The organism is Nocardia nova (assembly GCF_002933465.1).
Lineage (GTDB): Bacteria > Actinomycetota > Actinomycetes > Mycobacteriales > Mycobacteriaceae > Nocardia > Nocardia nova_B.
In genome coordinates, this window is sequence record NZ_PSZE01000005.1 from 136,608 (window position 1) to 150,247 (window position 13,640).

Here is a 13,640-nt window from a genome sequence, read left to right on the forward strand (position 1 = left end):
CCGGGGTGTCGCGGAAAGATGAATACCGCACGGCAGCAATACCGCTCGGTCAGCGAGTATTCGGAATGAATTGTATTTTCCGGACATGCGCCGAGTCGAAACCGAAAGTCACCCGGTTCGACCTTTCCGTTTGCGCGACATCGTGTTTTATGTCTCCGGCGGCGGGCCAATACCGTCGAATTCATGGAGTGGAATTTTCGATCGGCCGACGAGTTGGCGGCCGCTTTGCGGGCCGGTGATGTGACCTCGGTGGAACTGACCGAGGAAGCGATTGCCCGAATCGAGCGTGACGACACGGTGATCAACGCGATCTGTGTGCGGACCTTCGACCGCGCGCGGGCCGACGCGCAGCATGCCGACCGGGCACGGGCCCGCGGCGAGGACCGGCCGCTGCTCGGCATACCGGTGACGGTCAAAGAGTCCTTCAACATCGCTGGGCTGCCCACGACCTGGGGCATCCCGCAGTATGCGAACTTCGTGCCGACCGAGGACGCGGTGCAGGTATCGCGGCTGAAGGCCGCGGGCGCGGTGATCCTCGGTACGACCAATGTGCCGGCGATGCTGCGAGATATCCAGAGCTTCAACGAGATCTACGGCACCACCAGCAACCCGTGGGATCACGACCGCACATCGGGTGGTTCGTCCGGCGGTTCGGCGGCGGCCCTGGCGTGCGGATTCGGCGCGCTGTCCATAGGCTCCGACCTCGCCGGTTCGCTACGCACCCCCGCACACTTCTGCGGCATCTACGCGCACAAGCCGACACTCGGTCTGCTTGCCTCCCGCGGCATGGTCGCGCCGCCCGCGCCGGCATTGCCGGTCGATCTCGATCTTGCCGTCGTCGGTCCGATGGCGCGCACTGCCCGCGACCTCATGCTCCTGCTCGACGTGATGTCCGGGCCGGACCCGCTGACCCATGGGCTCGCCTACGATGTCGCACTGCCGCCCGCGCGCCACGAACGGCTGGCCGACTTCCGTGTCCTGATCATCGAGGAACATCCGTTCATTCCGACCGGATCGGCGGTGCGGGCCGGCGTGAACAGGGTCGCCGAAGCGCTCGTCGACGAGGGCGCCCGCGTCGAACGGCACAGCCCGCTGCTGCCCGACCCGACCGAAGCGGCGACGCTCTACATGCAGCTGATGCTGTCGAATGCCGCCGCGGGTCTTCCGCTCGAGGTGTATCGGCAGTTGCAGACCCGAGCCACCGCCCTGAGCGCGGACGATCGGAGTCTCGATGCGGCGCGGCTGCGCGGCATGGTGCTCAGCCACCGCGACTGGGTCGGGGCGAACAATCGTCGCGAGCTCCACCGCCACGGTTGGCGGCAGCTTTTCGCCGAGTTCGATGCCGTGGTCTGCCCTATCACGCCGACTCCCGCCTACCCGCACAACCAGAACGGAGGTCTCGAGGACCGGCACATCGACATCGACGGCGTCGAGTATCCGTACTTCGACCAGCTTGTCTGGGCCGGTATGGCCACCATGCCCGGCCTGCCCGCCACCGCCATACCGGCGGGCCGGTCGTCCGACGGGCTGCCGGTAGGAGTGCAGCTCATCGGTCCGATGTTCGAAGATCGCACCCCGCTGCGGCTGGCCGAACTGCTCGAGCAGAAGATCGGCGGCTTCCAGGCGGCGTAGGCGCGGTCGCAAGGACTGACGTCGGATTATCGTAGGAGTTGCCAGGTCAACGTAGATCGGAAGTCGCTGTCCGGCAGCCGGCTACGAGCTGACGCCCTCCGGGTCGGACTCGATCCGCGGTGGGGTGAGTACTGTCAGGTCCGGTACCGCACCGCGAAAAGGCTCGATCTGCACCAGCGCCAGCTGTCCCGTACTGCCCTGGCTCAGCGTGGAGGACGGGCGGTCGGTTGTGAGCACGTTCGGGTTGCCGTGCCGGCAGAACGACGGATCGGCGGGGTCCGGGTCGTACCAGGCGCCGGTGGACAGTTGCGCGATGCCCGGCGCGACCGCGTCGTCGACGACGAGTCCGGCCAGGCAGGAGCCGCGGTCGTTGTACAGGCGCACGATGTCGCCGTCGGCCAGTCCCCGTGCGTCGGCCTCCGACGGGTGCACGCGTACGGGTTCGCGGTCGCGGATCTTCACCGACCGGCTGTGGGCGCCGACGTCGAGCTGGCTGTGTAGTTTCGTGCGCGGCTGATTGGCGACCAGTTGGAGTGGAAAGCGTCGCGCCGCAGCGCTGCCCAGCCATTCGTCGGGTTCCAGCCACACCGGGTGGCCGGGGCAGTCGGGGTAGCCGTATCCGGCGATGGCCTCGGAGAAGATCTCGATGCGCCCGGACGGCGTCGGCAGCGGATGCGCCTCGGGGTCGGCGCGGAAATCCGCGAACACCACCTGCGGCGGGTCGGCGACGGGCAGTTCGATGCCGGAACCGGCCCAGAACCGGTCGAAGTCCGGAAAGCCCCGCCCTCGCTCGCCGAGGTCGGACAACCATTGCCCGTACAGGTGCCGTAACCATTCGCTCGTGGTGCGTCCCTCGGTGAATTCTTTACCGGTGCCCAGTCTTTCGGACAATTCGGCGAGAATGTCGTAGTCGTCGCGGGCCTGGCCGTGCGGGCGGGTGAGGGCCGGCATCGGGAACAGGATGCCGTCGTTGTCGCCGGTGCCGTAGTCGTCGCGTTCGATGGTCATGGTGGCCGGCAGCACGATATCGGCGTGGCGGGCGGTGGCGGTCCAGAACGAGTCGTGGACGACGACGGTTTCGGGCCGGTCGAACGCGCGCCGCAGGCGCGCGAGATCCTGATGGTGGTGGAAAGGATTGCCGCCGGCCCAATAGACCAGGCGGATATCGGGGTAGCGCAGCTCGCGGCCGTCGTATCGAAACGGGGTGCCGGGTGCCAGCAGCATATCCGCGATGCGGGCGACGGGGATGAAGCGGTCGATCGGGTTGGCGCCCTGCGGGAGTCGCGGCAGCGGCAGGGTGCGGGTGGGTTCGCCGACGCTCGCCGAGGATCCGTAGCCGTGTCCGAATCCACTTCCGGGCAATCCGATCTGGCCCAGCATGGCGGCCAGCACCACGCCCAGCCACATCGGCTGCTCACCGTACTGCGCCCGCTGCAGCGACCAGCTGACCGTCACGAGCGTGCGCGCCGCGGCCATTTCGTGTGCCAGCGCCCGGATGCGTGCGGCTGGTACCGCGGTGATCGCGGCCGCCCACGCGGGGTCCTTCACCACACCGTCGGCCATGCCGCGCAGATAGTGCGCGAACCGCTCGTAACCGACAGTGTGGGAGTTCAGGAATGCGGTGTCGGCCAACCCGTCCGCGTCGAGAACCTGCGCCAGCGCGAGCATGAGGGCGGCGTCGGTGCCCGGTCGTGGGGCGATCCACTCCGCGTCCGCGACCTCGGCGGTGTCGTCGCGCAGCGGGGCGACACTGACGAACCGGCACCCACGCCGCCGGGCCTGATCGATCCAGTCTCGGGTGTGGTGCCGGGAGACGCCGCCGGGATTCACCGCGGCGTTCTTCGGTGAGATGCCGCCGAAAGCGACCACCAATTCGGTGTGTTCGGCGATCACCGATTTGGCGGTGAAGCGCCCCAGCAGCGCGAACAGATCCCCTACCACGTATGGCATCAGCACCGTGGAGGTGCCCAGGCTGTAGCTGTTGACGTGACGGACGTAGCCACCCAGGCAGTTCAGGAACCGGTGCAGCTGGCTCTGGGCATGGTGGAATCGTCCCGCGCTGGCCCAGCCGTAGGAGCCGCCGTAGACGGCTTCGGGGCCGAATTCGGTGTAGACCCGGCGCAATTCGCCGCTGAGCAGATCGAGTGCCCGGTCCCAGCTCACCGCGACATAGGAATCGCCGCCGCGTCCGGGTGCGCCCGGCCCGTGGTCGAGCCATGACCTGCGGACGTACGGCCGGTCGATGCGAGTCGGATGATGTTGCGCGGAAGCCACATTGCCGATCAGCGGGGTGGGCTCGGGGTCGCCGGGCCAGGGCCGTATCTCGGTCAGCCGTTCGCCGTCGCTGACAGCGTCGAACGCTCCCCAATGCGTCATATGCGTGGCCATGGCCGCCACCCTAGCCGCGCGCACCGACAGTGTTCGACCGAATTCCGCAATATCTGGACACTTGCCCAATTGCGGGTGAGAATGACTGCGCCACGTCCGGCCGTACGCCCGCGGTGACCGGGTTACCGTTGCCGGATCGTGCCCACCGGATACCGAGGAGTTCGATGCGCAACGTCAGTCGTCGCCAGGCTTTCGGTCTGCTCGCCGCCGGGACCGCCGCCGCCGTCGCCGGTCCCGCCGCCTTCGCCCGGGCCCGCCCCGCCGCACCGGCAACCGTGCCGAAGCTGGGCGGTGACTTCCTGTGGGGTGTGGCCAGCGCCGGATTCCAGTGCGAAGGCCATGCCCCCGACAGCAACTGGCTCCGGTACGTGGCCGCGCATCCCGACTACGACCGCTATCACGATGCGGTCGATTTCTTCACCGGCTATCGCTCCGATATCGGACTGGCCGCCGGCCTCGGGGTCGGGGTCTACCGCATCAGCGTCGAATGGGCACGAGTGCAGCCGCGGCCCGGCGAATGGGACGAGACCGGATTCGCGTTCTACGACAGCGTTCTCGACACGATGGCCGCGCACGGCATCCGCCCGATGCTGACCCTGGATCACTGGGTGTATCCCGGCTGGGCCGCCGACCGCGGCGGCTGGGCGCATCCGGCGATGCTCGGCGACTGGCTGGCCAACGCGCGAACAGTGGTGCAGCGCTACGCCTCTCGCAATCCGCTGTGGGTCACGTTCAACGAGCCTGCGTTCTACATCGTCAACGAAACCCGCAACGGCGGGATATCTCCGGCGGACGTCCCGGCGATGCAGCAGCGACTGATCCAGGCGCACAACACCATCTACGACGACATCCACCGGGTGCAGCCGGACGCCATGGTGACCAGCAACCTCGCCTACATCGTCGGCACGGCGGAGCCGGTCGTCAACGGCCCGCTGATCGATGCCATCGCCGCGAAACTCGACTATGTGGGCATCGATTACTATTACGGTCACACCCCCCAGGACCTGGCCCGGTTGTCGCCGGGCGACCTCGAGCAGCTGTGGAAGATGCCGCTGCAACCCGAGGGGATCTACTATGCGCTGGAATACTATTCGCGACGATTCCCCGGTAAGCCACTGTACGTGGTGGAGAACGGCATGCCGAGCGACAACGGCGCACCGCGCCCCGACAGCTACACCCGTGGCGACGATCTGCGCGACACCGTGTACTGGCTCCAGCGCGCCCAGGCCGACGGCATCGATGTGATGGGCTACAACTACTGGTCGATCACCGACAACTACGAATGGGGTAGCTACGCACCGCGCTTCGGTTTGTATACCGTCGACGTGCTGGCCGACCCGACGCTGACCCGCCGCCCCACCGACGCCGTGGACGCCTATCGCGCGATCACTCGGGCCGGGGGTGTTCCCGCGGACTACTGGCCCACGCGTGGGCCGGTGACCTGTTCGCTGGTCGACATTCCGGGCAGCTGTGCCCATCCGGTCACCGTGCCGCACTGATCGCACCCACACGGTGCGCGGGCGCGCGGCGCTGCGAAGATGATCAGGCGGAACGGGATTCGACGACCGGGCGAGCGGCTGCCGTACGGGTGCCGAAGCGCAGGATGCCATCTTCGAGGTCGGCTTTGCGCAGCAGCGCGCGGTCGCGGTAGTAGTTGTTGATCACCTTCCACGGGCCGCGGCGGCCCTGGCGCGGCATGACCGCGTCGCCGCGGGCGATGTAGCCGGAGGTCAGCGCGCCGCCCATCATCGATTCGGGCGCCCGGTCGGCTTCCTCGGCTTCGGCGACGAATGTCGAATATCCCTTGGCCTTCATGTGATTGAGCAGGCGGCAGAAGTATTCGGCGGCCAGATCGGCCTTCAACGTCCAGGAGGCGTTGGTGTAGCCGATGATCATCATGGCGTTGGGCAGCCCACTCATCAGCGCGCCCTTGTAGGCGACCAGGTCGCGGGTGGCGATCGGGGTGCCGTCCACGTCGATCGCCGCGCCACCGAGCATCTGAATGTTGAGGCCGGTCGCACTGATCACGATGTCGGCCGGCAGTTCCTCGCCGGATTCCAGGCGGATGCCGGTCTCGGTGAAGGTCGCGATGCGATCGGTGACGATCGAGGCGCGTCCGCTGCGCAACACCGTGAACAGATCTCCGTTGGGCACGATGCACAGCCGCTGATCCCAGGGGTTGTAACTGGGACTGAAGTGGCGCATGTCCACGTTCGGCCCGACGGCGAGCCGCACGGCTTGCAGGAGCAGTTTCCGCGACAGAGCGGGGTTGCTGCGGGCGAGGGCGAAGCTGGCGCGCTGCAGGGCGATGTTGCGGGCGCGGCCGGTCTTGTAGGCCAGCGTGGCGGGCAGTTTGGCCTTTTTCATGCCGACCGCGACGGGGTCCTCGGCGGGCAGCGGCGCGATGTAGGTGGGCGAACGCTGCAGCATGGTCACGTGCGCGGCGTCCTCGCTCATGGCCGGGACCAGCGTGATCGCGGTGGCGCCGGAGCCGATGACGACGACCCGCTTGCCGCGGTAGTCCAGATCCTCGGGCCAGTGTTGCGGATGCACGATCTGCCCGCCGAAGTTCTCCTCACCGGGGAACTGCGGGCGGAAACCATGGTCGTAGTCGTAGTAACCGGTGCAACCGACCAGGAAGTCGCTGGTGTAGGTCTCGGTCTCGCCGGTCTGTTCGTCGAGCGCCTCGGTGGTCCACAGCTGCTCGGTGCTGGACCAGCTCGACTTCACGACCTCGCGGCCGAAGCGGATGTGGCGGGTGACGCCGTATTCCTCGGCGGTGTCGGCGATGTACTGGCGGATGTGCGGTCCGTCGGCGAGCACCTTGGTGCCGATCCAGGGACGGAAGCCGTAGCCGAAGGTGAGCATGTCGGAGTCCGAGCGGATGCCCGGGTAGCGGAACAGGTCCCAGGTGCCGCCGATCGCGCTGCGCCGTTCGAGGATCGCGTAGCTGCGTCCGGTGTTCTCCCGGCTGAGATGGCAGGCCATCCCGATCCCGGACAGGCCCGCACCGATGATCAACACGTCGACATGCCGCGTCATTGAGGTATCCGTTTCGTCCGAATGTCAGCCCGGACCTCGCCGTCCGGATAGCCGAAGGTTACGTGTTATTTCTGGTTACGTCTAGATGCGGCGGGTCCGGTGGCGCGGTCAGTGCATGGCCGCGCCCAGAATCTCCCCCGCTCCCGCGGTGGTCAGCCCGATCGCGACCACACCGACGGCCACCCGCGACACGGTGGCCCGTGCGACCCCGCGCCGACTGGCCAGATGGATCCAGCAACCGACCGCGATCGCCGTTGCCAGCAAATGCAACCAGATGAGATTTCGCAGCACTACCGTCGTCACCCCCGCGCCCGGTGGCGCCTGCGGCCCCACGTTGTCCAACTGGGCCGTGACCATGGTGTGAACAGCGTTGATAGTCATCTCGGGCACGCCCTTCCCCTCGCCCGTCCGGTTGGGTGCACCGCTGCGGACGCACCCATCCGTGACCCTCAACGGTACCCCTACGGCAAATTGCTGGCATCTTCATTCTGGGTCCCTCGCGAGCGGTCGGAGGCTACGCTGACCGAGGCGCACCACCGCCCCCGCGGCGGGGTCGGCCGGCCGACGACGGCGAGGTCATCGGCGGTCGCCGGTGGCGCCGAGTTTCGTGTCCGGGGAAACGAGGGACCGACAGTGAGGAATCGACGACTGTGCGCACGCTCGATACCAGTTTCAGCACCCGTAACGGCGGCTTCCGCGAGGTAGTCGTCACCGCGGTGGAGATCACCACCTCCATCGGCGCCGATACCGAAAGTACGTGGCAGGCGCTGCTTTCCGGTGCCAGCGGGATCAAGGTCCTCACCGACGAGGACATCACCCGCCACGATCTGCCCAATGCGATCGGCGGCAAACTGATCCACGACCCCACCGCCGATCTGGACCGGGTGCGCAAGCGCCGCATGTGCTATGTCCAGCAGATGTCGTACGCGATGGGTCAGCGGCTGTGGGAGACCGCGGGGGCACCCGAGGTCGACAAGGACCGCCTCGGCGTCTGCATCGGCACCGGTCTGGGCGGTGCCGACGTCATCGTCGAGGCCAACGACACCATGCGCGAACACGGCTACCGCAAGGTTTCCCCGTTCGCGGTGCCGATGAGCATGCCCAACGGCGTCTCGGGCGTCGTCGGGCTCGACATCGGGGCGCGCGCGAGCCTGGTGACGCCGGTGTCGGCGTGCGCCTCGGGCAACGAGGCGCTGGTGCACGCGTGGCGCTCGATCGTGCTGGGCGATGCCGATATGGTCGTCGCGGGCGGGGTGGAGGGCTACATCAACCCGATGGCGATTGCCGGATTCACCATGGCCCGCGCGCTCAGCTCCCGCGTCGACGAACCCGAACGGGCGTCGCGGCCCTTCGATCGCGACCGGGACGGTTTCGTCTTCGGTGAGGCCGCCGCGCTGCTGCTGGTCGAGTCGGAAGAGCATGCGCGGGCGCGCGGGGCGACGCCGCTGGCCCGGCTGCTCGGCGCCGGATTGACCGCGGACGGGTATCACATGGTCGCCCCCGATCCGGAGGGGCTCGGCTGCGCCCGGGCGATGCGCCGGGCCATCGAGACCGCGGGTGTGAGCGCCGCCGATGTCGATCATGTCAACGCCCACGCCACCGGTACCTCGATCGGCGATCTGGCCGAGGCCAAGGGCATCGCCGCCGCCATCGGTACCCATCCGGCGGTGTACGCGCCGAAGTCGGCGCTCGGGCATTCGGTGGGTGCGGTGGGCGCGCTCGAGGCCGCGATCTCGGTGCTGACGCTGCGTGATCAGGTCATCCCGCCCACGCTCAACCTCGACAATCAGGACCCCGAGATCGACCTCGACATCGTGCACGACAAACCACGGCACACCGATGTCGAGTTCGCGATGAACAACTCCTTCGGATTCGGCGGCCACAACGCGGCGGTGCTGTTCGGCCGCTACTGACCGCAACGGGATTCGGCGCCCGATTCGCTCGATCGCACCGAACTCACAGCAATCTCCAAGGGTTCGGACAGGGTGGTCACCGGATCGGCTGAGAGGCTCCCGCGGTGACAGTGACGACTGCCGATACCGCCGTGCCCGTATCGCCCGAATCGGCTCGTCCGCCGGATCCGGATCTGCCACGGCCGCAGCGCCGGGACCGGCTGGCGCTGGCAGTTCTGCTGGCCGCGACCGCGGCCGCGTATCTGTGGAACATCACCGTCAACGGGATGGGCAACGGGTTCTACGCAGCGGCGGCGTGGTCGGGTTCGCGCGACTGGGAGGCGCTGCTGTTCGGTTCGCTCGACCCGGCCAACTTCATCACCGTCGACAAACCGCCGGTCTCGCAATGGGTGATGGGGTTGTCCGGGCAGCTGTTCGGTTTCTCCAGTGCCTCCATGCTGATTCCGCAGGCGTTGATGGCGGTAGCGGCGGTCGCGCTGATGTACGGCGCGATCGCCCGCGCCACCGGCAGCCGCGGCGCGGGTCTGCTGGCCGGTCTGCTGCTGGCGCTGACACCGGTGGTGGCGTTGATGTTCCGGTTCAACAATCCGGATGCGGTGATGGTGCTGCTGATGACCGCCGCCGCGTTCTGCACCGTGCGCGCGTTGCGCCACGCGAGCCCGCGCTGGCTCGTATTCGCCGGTGTCGCATTGGGTTTCGCGTTCCTGGCGAAGATGCTCGAAGGTCTGATGGTGCTGCCCGCATTAAGTGCGGCGTATCTGGTGGCGGCTCCGGCGGGTTTCGGTAAACGGATCGCGCATCTGCTGGCCGCGGCGGTGGCGCTGATGGTCTCCTCGGGGTGGTATGTGCTGCTGACGATTCTGTGGCCCGCCGATTCCCGCCCCTATCTGGCCGGTTCCAAGGACAACACGTTCATGGATCTGGTGCTGGGTTACAACGGTTTCGCCCGCTACCTCGGACACAACCACGCCGGGCGCAAACCCTTCGAGCTGCCGCCGGGATACGAGTTGCCGCATATGGCCGGCGGCGGCTTCAACGGTTTCGGGTCCGGCCCGCAGCGGTTGTTCACCGGCGAAATCGGATTCGAGATCTCGTGGCTGCTGCCGGCGGCCGTCCTGGGTTTCGTCGTCGTGCTGATCACGCGCCGGAAGTATCCGCGCACCGACCTCGTGCGCGGGGCGGCACTGGTTTTCGGGCTGTGGCTGCTGATCGACGGGGTGGCGTTCTCGGCGATGAAGGGCGGCATGCACGCCTACTACACCCTGGCCATCGCGCCCGCGGTCGTCGGCAGTTTCGTCCTCGGCCTGGCCGAGGTGTGGCGTTGCCGGGATCGGGTGTGGGGCCGGGCCGGGGCAGCGGGCCTCGTTGCGGCCGGCGGCGTTTGGGGCTTCGTCCTGCTCGGTCGCAATCCGGATTGGCAGCCGTGGCTGCGGTGGTCGGTCCTCGCGGTGACCGTCGTGGCCGCCGCCGCCCTCGTTCTGACGGCGCTGCCGGCGCTGTCGCGACGGGTGCCCGCCCGCGCGGTCGCGGTGGCCGTGGGCGCCGGTGTGCTGGCCGCGACGGCCGGTTCGAGCGCGTACGCGGTGGTGACGCTGCCGCAGTCGCATACCGGCGGCAGCCCGGTCGTCGGGCCGGCGCATCCGGACCTGCCGCAGGCGCTGAATCCGTTCCGCCGCCAGATCGGCATGTTGATGGGCGGCACCGACCCCGATCCGAAGCTGGTGGAGATGTTGCGGGCGACGCAGACGACGTGGTCGGCGGCTATCGACCGCTCGGGACCGGCGGCCGGGCTCGAACTGGCCAGCCGGACACCGGTGATCGCCATCGGCGGATTCACTTCCGAGGATCCGGTCCCCACCGTCGCGGGATTCCAGGACCTGGTCCGCGACCACCGGATCTCCTATTATCTGGCGCCCGAGATGAAGCTGCCGGACTCGTGGCGAACCCACGACCAGCACCGATCCCCCGGCGGCGCCCATCCCCCGGCGACCGCGCCGAACCCGCCGGCCGCCGACGCGGAGCCGCAGATGTGGCATCCGGTCGGCAACACCGACATCTATGCCTGGGTGTCGGCACATTACACGCCGCAACACCTGGGCGGCCTCGAGGTCTTCGACCTCACCGCACCGCCACACTGATCCCGACGTCGAGCGGCCGATCGCCCGCTCGACACGCCCTTGCGCACACCGGAATTCAGCAATCTCACAGCTACGATTGCTGGATGCGAGAGCCGAACCGCCGCCAGGTGCTGGCCACCGGACTGGCAGCAGCCGCCGCGCTGCTGCTGCCGGTCCGCGCGGGCGCCGACCCCGTCCGCCGGGCAGCGTCGGCTCTCGCTCCCCTGGGCCCCGAATTCGTGTGGGGGGTGGCCACATCCGGGTTCCAGACCGAAGGCCACGCCCCCGACAGCAACTGGACCCGCTACATCGCGACCGGGGCGGCCGAACCGTATCGGGATTCGGTGCGCTTCCTCGACACCTACACCGACGATATCGAGCGCGCCGCGCAGCTGGGCGCCACCAGCTTCCGCATGAGTATCGAATGGGCCCGGGTGCAGCCCCATCCCGACGAATGGGACGAGCAGGCGTTCGCCGGCTACGACCGGATCGTCGACGCCGTCTATGCCGCGGGCATGACCCCGATGCTGACCTTGGATCACTGGGTGTATCCGGGCTGGGCCGCCGACCGCGGCGGCTGGCGCAATCAGGGCATGGTCGACGATTGGCTGGCCAATGCGCGGAAAGTGGTGCAGCGCTATGGTTCTCGCGATCCGATCTGGGTGACGATCAACGAACCGGCCGCCTATCTCGGCACCGAGATCCGCATCGGCGCCCTCTCGCACGAGCAGTGGCCGGCGGCGATGGACCGGCTCGCGCAGGCCCACAACCAGATCTACGACGACATCCACGCGGCCTATCCGAAGGCGATGGTCACCAGCAACATCGGCTATGTGCCCGGCGCCGATACCGAGGTGAATCAGCCGTATATCGACAAGGTGCGCGACAAACTCGACTTCGTCGGCGTCGACTACTACTTCGGCCCCGCCCCGGCCGCGGACGGCTTGTCGGCGACCTCGGCCGGTGCGCCCGCGATGTGGGAGTTGCCGCTGCAGACCGAGGGCGTCTACTATGCGCTGCGCCGCTATGCCCGCCAGTTCCCCGGCAAACCGCTGTATGTGGTGGAGAACGGGATGCCGACCGAGAACGGTAAACCTCGCCCGGACGGCTACACTCGCGCCGACCAGTTGCGCGACACCGTGTACTGGATTCAGCGTGCCAAGGCCGACGGTATCGATGTGCGCGGCTACAACTATTGGAGTCTCACCGACAACTACGAATGGGGCAGCTACACACCCCGTTTCGGGCTCTATACCGTCGATGTCACCTCGGATCCGGAACTGGTGCGCCGGCCCACCGACGCGGTGGAGGTGTTCGCCTCGCTCGTCCGCACGGGCGGGGTGCCCGCCGATTACCGGCCCACCCGCGCCCCCCCTTGCCTGTTCTCAGGTCGATCCGCCGGCCAGTTGCGACGAGCCGGTGATGCTGCCGGGCGCGGATCCAGCAGGCACACCGGCGCCGTGAACGCGTCCCGCCGGGTTCGGCAGTCGTACGGCGACTGCCGAATCCGGCGGTTGCCGCTCAGGCGGGAAGTTGCAGCCCGGCCGCGAGGACCGGCCACGACTGGATCAGCGCGTCGTGCCAGTAGCCCCAGGAATGGGTTCCGGTCGGCGTGAAGTCGTAGGTCGCCGGAATGCCGAGATCGTTGAGTTTGGCCTGCAGGTTGTGGCTGCAGTAGTTGACCGCGGCTTCGATCACGCCGCCGATGACCAGCTGATTGGCCAGCCCGCCCGGTCCGGGCAGGGTGTAGGGCCCGTTGAGGGTGTCCCACTGCCCGGGCAGCCCGGACCCGCTGGAGATGAACAGGTTGAGTCCGCGCAGCTGGTCGGCGTGCACGTAGGGATCGTTGGCGGCCCACATCGGATCGTTCTGCGGCCCGTACATGTTCACGGTGTTGCCGCCGCCCCACACGTTGACCGCGAGATTGACCGCGGTGTAGCCGACGGGGTCGCTGATCTGGGCGCAACCGCTGTAGGCGGCCACGGATTCGTACAGGCCGGGTTTGGCGATCGGCAACTGCAGCACCGAGGTTCCGGAGGTGGACAGCCCGGCGATGGCGTTGCGGCCGTTGGTGCCCAGGGCGCCGTCGATGATGGGCGGCAGTTCCTCGGTGAAGAACGTCCGCCACTTGTTGACGCCCAGCTTCGGATCCGGTGCGCGCCAATCGGTGTAGTAGCTCCAGGCGCCGCCGACGGGCTGGACGACGTTGACGTCCTTGTCGGCGAGGAACTTCAGCGCGTCGGGGGCCTTGTTGTCCCAGGTGGCGCTGTCCTCACCACCGCCGGCGCCGTTGAGCAGATACAGCACCGGACGCGGTGTGGAGGCGTCGGCGGGCCGCTGCACGTTGATCGTGATCGGTTTGTCCATGGCCGCGGAGTACACCTTGAACGTGACGTTGCGGCCGTCGACGACCGAGAAGTCGACGATCTTGGATCCGTCGGCGGATACCGGATGTGCCAGCGGGGCACCGGAATCGACGACCGGATCGCCCGTGGCGGCGGCCGGTCCTGCCGCCATGGCCGCCGAGACCGCGGTCAGCACTGCCGCG

The 13,640-nt window shown here is 68.0% G+C and carries 9 protein-coding genes; 5 read left to right on the plus strand and 4 right to left on the minus strand.

The window, feature by feature from the left end; translation table 11 throughout:
* The first annotated feature begins 183 nt into the window (after nt 1–183).
* Nucleotides 184–1,632: an amidase gene (locus tag C5E41_RS08285; protein WP_104375248.1), complete on the plus strand. Its 1,449-nt coding sequence runs from the start codon at nt 184–186 to the stop codon at nt 1,630–1,632.
* Nucleotides 1,633–1,713: 81 nt separating this feature from the next.
* Here C5E41_RS08285 and C5E41_RS08290 read toward each other — a convergent pair whose 3' ends face one another.
* Entirely contained in the window at nt 1,714–4,020 is a 2,307-nt protein-coding gene (locus C5E41_RS08290) for a molybdopterin guanine dinucleotide-containing S/N-oxide reductase (protein WP_104375249.1), read from the minus strand.
* 164 nt (nt 4,021–4,184) lie between these two features.
* On the opposite strand from C5E41_RS08290, the gene C5E41_RS08295 reads away from it, so the two are divergent.
* A complete protein-coding gene (locus tag C5E41_RS08295) occupies nt 4,185–5,519 on the plus strand; it encodes a family 1 glycosylhydrolase (protein ID WP_104375250.1) in 1,335 nt (444 codons plus the stop codon).
* A gap of 43 nt (nt 5,520–5,562) precedes the next feature.
* On the opposite strand, the gene C5E41_RS08300 is transcribed toward C5E41_RS08295, so the two are convergent.
* Together C5E41_RS08300 and C5E41_RS08305 are read right to left on the minus strand one after the other, a co-directional pair.
* Nucleotides 5,563–7,062 carry a flavin-containing monooxygenase gene (locus C5E41_RS08300; protein WP_104375251.1) on the minus strand — a complete coding sequence of 500 codons (1,500 nt, stop codon included), beginning with the start codon at nt 7,060–7,062 and terminating at the stop codon, nt 5,563–5,565.
* A gap of 108 nt (nt 7,063–7,170) precedes the next feature.
* Entirely contained in the window at nt 7,171–7,452 is a 282-nt protein-coding gene (locus C5E41_RS08305; protein WP_146097502.1) for a hypothetical protein, read from the minus strand.
* Nucleotides 7,453–7,712: 260 nt separating this feature from the next.
* On the opposite strand from C5E41_RS08305, the gene C5E41_RS08310 reads away from it, so the two are divergent.
* From C5E41_RS08310 to C5E41_RS08320, 3 genes are all read left to right on the plus strand, one after another.
* Nucleotides 7,713–8,975 (plus strand): KasA/KasB family beta-ketoacyl-ACP synthase, encoded by a 1,263-nt coding sequence (locus C5E41_RS08310; protein WP_104375253.1) that lies wholly within the window; start codon nt 7,713–7,715, stop codon nt 8,973–8,975.
* A gap of 110 nt (nt 8,976–9,085) precedes the next feature.
* Complete coding sequence (locus C5E41_RS08315) at nt 9,086–11,113, plus strand: glycosyltransferase family 39 protein (protein ID WP_439956534.1); 2,028 nt, start codon at nt 9,086–9,088, stop codon at nt 11,111–11,113.
* 83 nt (nt 11,114–11,196) lie between these two features.
* Nucleotides 11,197–12,708, plus strand: a complete 1,512-nt coding sequence (locus C5E41_RS08320) for a family 1 glycosylhydrolase (protein ID WP_308706122.1) — start codon at nt 11,197–11,199, stop codon at nt 12,706–12,708.
* Here the strand turns inward: C5E41_RS08320 and C5E41_RS08325 are convergent.
* Nucleotides 12,614–13,609: an alpha/beta hydrolase gene (locus tag C5E41_RS08325; RefSeq protein ID WP_104375398.1), complete on the minus strand. Its 996-nt coding sequence runs from the start codon at nt 13,607–13,609 to the stop codon at nt 12,614–12,616. The genes C5E41_RS08320 and C5E41_RS08325 overlap by 95 nt on opposite strands.
* Nucleotides 13,610–13,640 lie beyond the last annotated feature (31 nt).

What these genes read in the sequence shown, in the direction of transcription:
- C5E41_RS08285 (WP_104375248.1), top strand. Translation starts at nt 184, where the DNA reads ATGGAGTGGAATTTTCGATCGGCCGACGAGTTGGCGGCCGCTTTGCGG.
- C5E41_RS08290 (WP_104375249.1), bottom strand. Translation starts at nt 4,020, where the DNA reads ATGGCCACGCATATGACGCATTGGGGAGCGTTCGACGCTGTCAGCGAC.
- C5E41_RS08295 (WP_104375250.1), top strand. Translation starts at nt 4,185, where the DNA reads ATGCGCAACGTCAGTCGTCGCCAGGCTTTCGGTCTGCTCGCCGCCGGG.
- C5E41_RS08300 (WP_104375251.1), bottom strand. Translation starts at nt 7,062, where the DNA reads ATGACGCGGCATGTCGACGTGTTGATCATCGGTGCGGGCCTGTCCGGG.
- C5E41_RS08320 (WP_308706122.1), top strand. Translation starts at nt 11,197, where the DNA reads ATGCGAGAGCCGAACCGCCGCCAGGTGCTGGCCACCGGACTGGCAGCA.
- C5E41_RS08325 (WP_104375398.1), bottom strand. Translation starts at nt 13,609, where the DNA reads ATGGCGGCAGGACCGGCCGCCGCCACGGGCGATCCGGTCGTCGATTCC.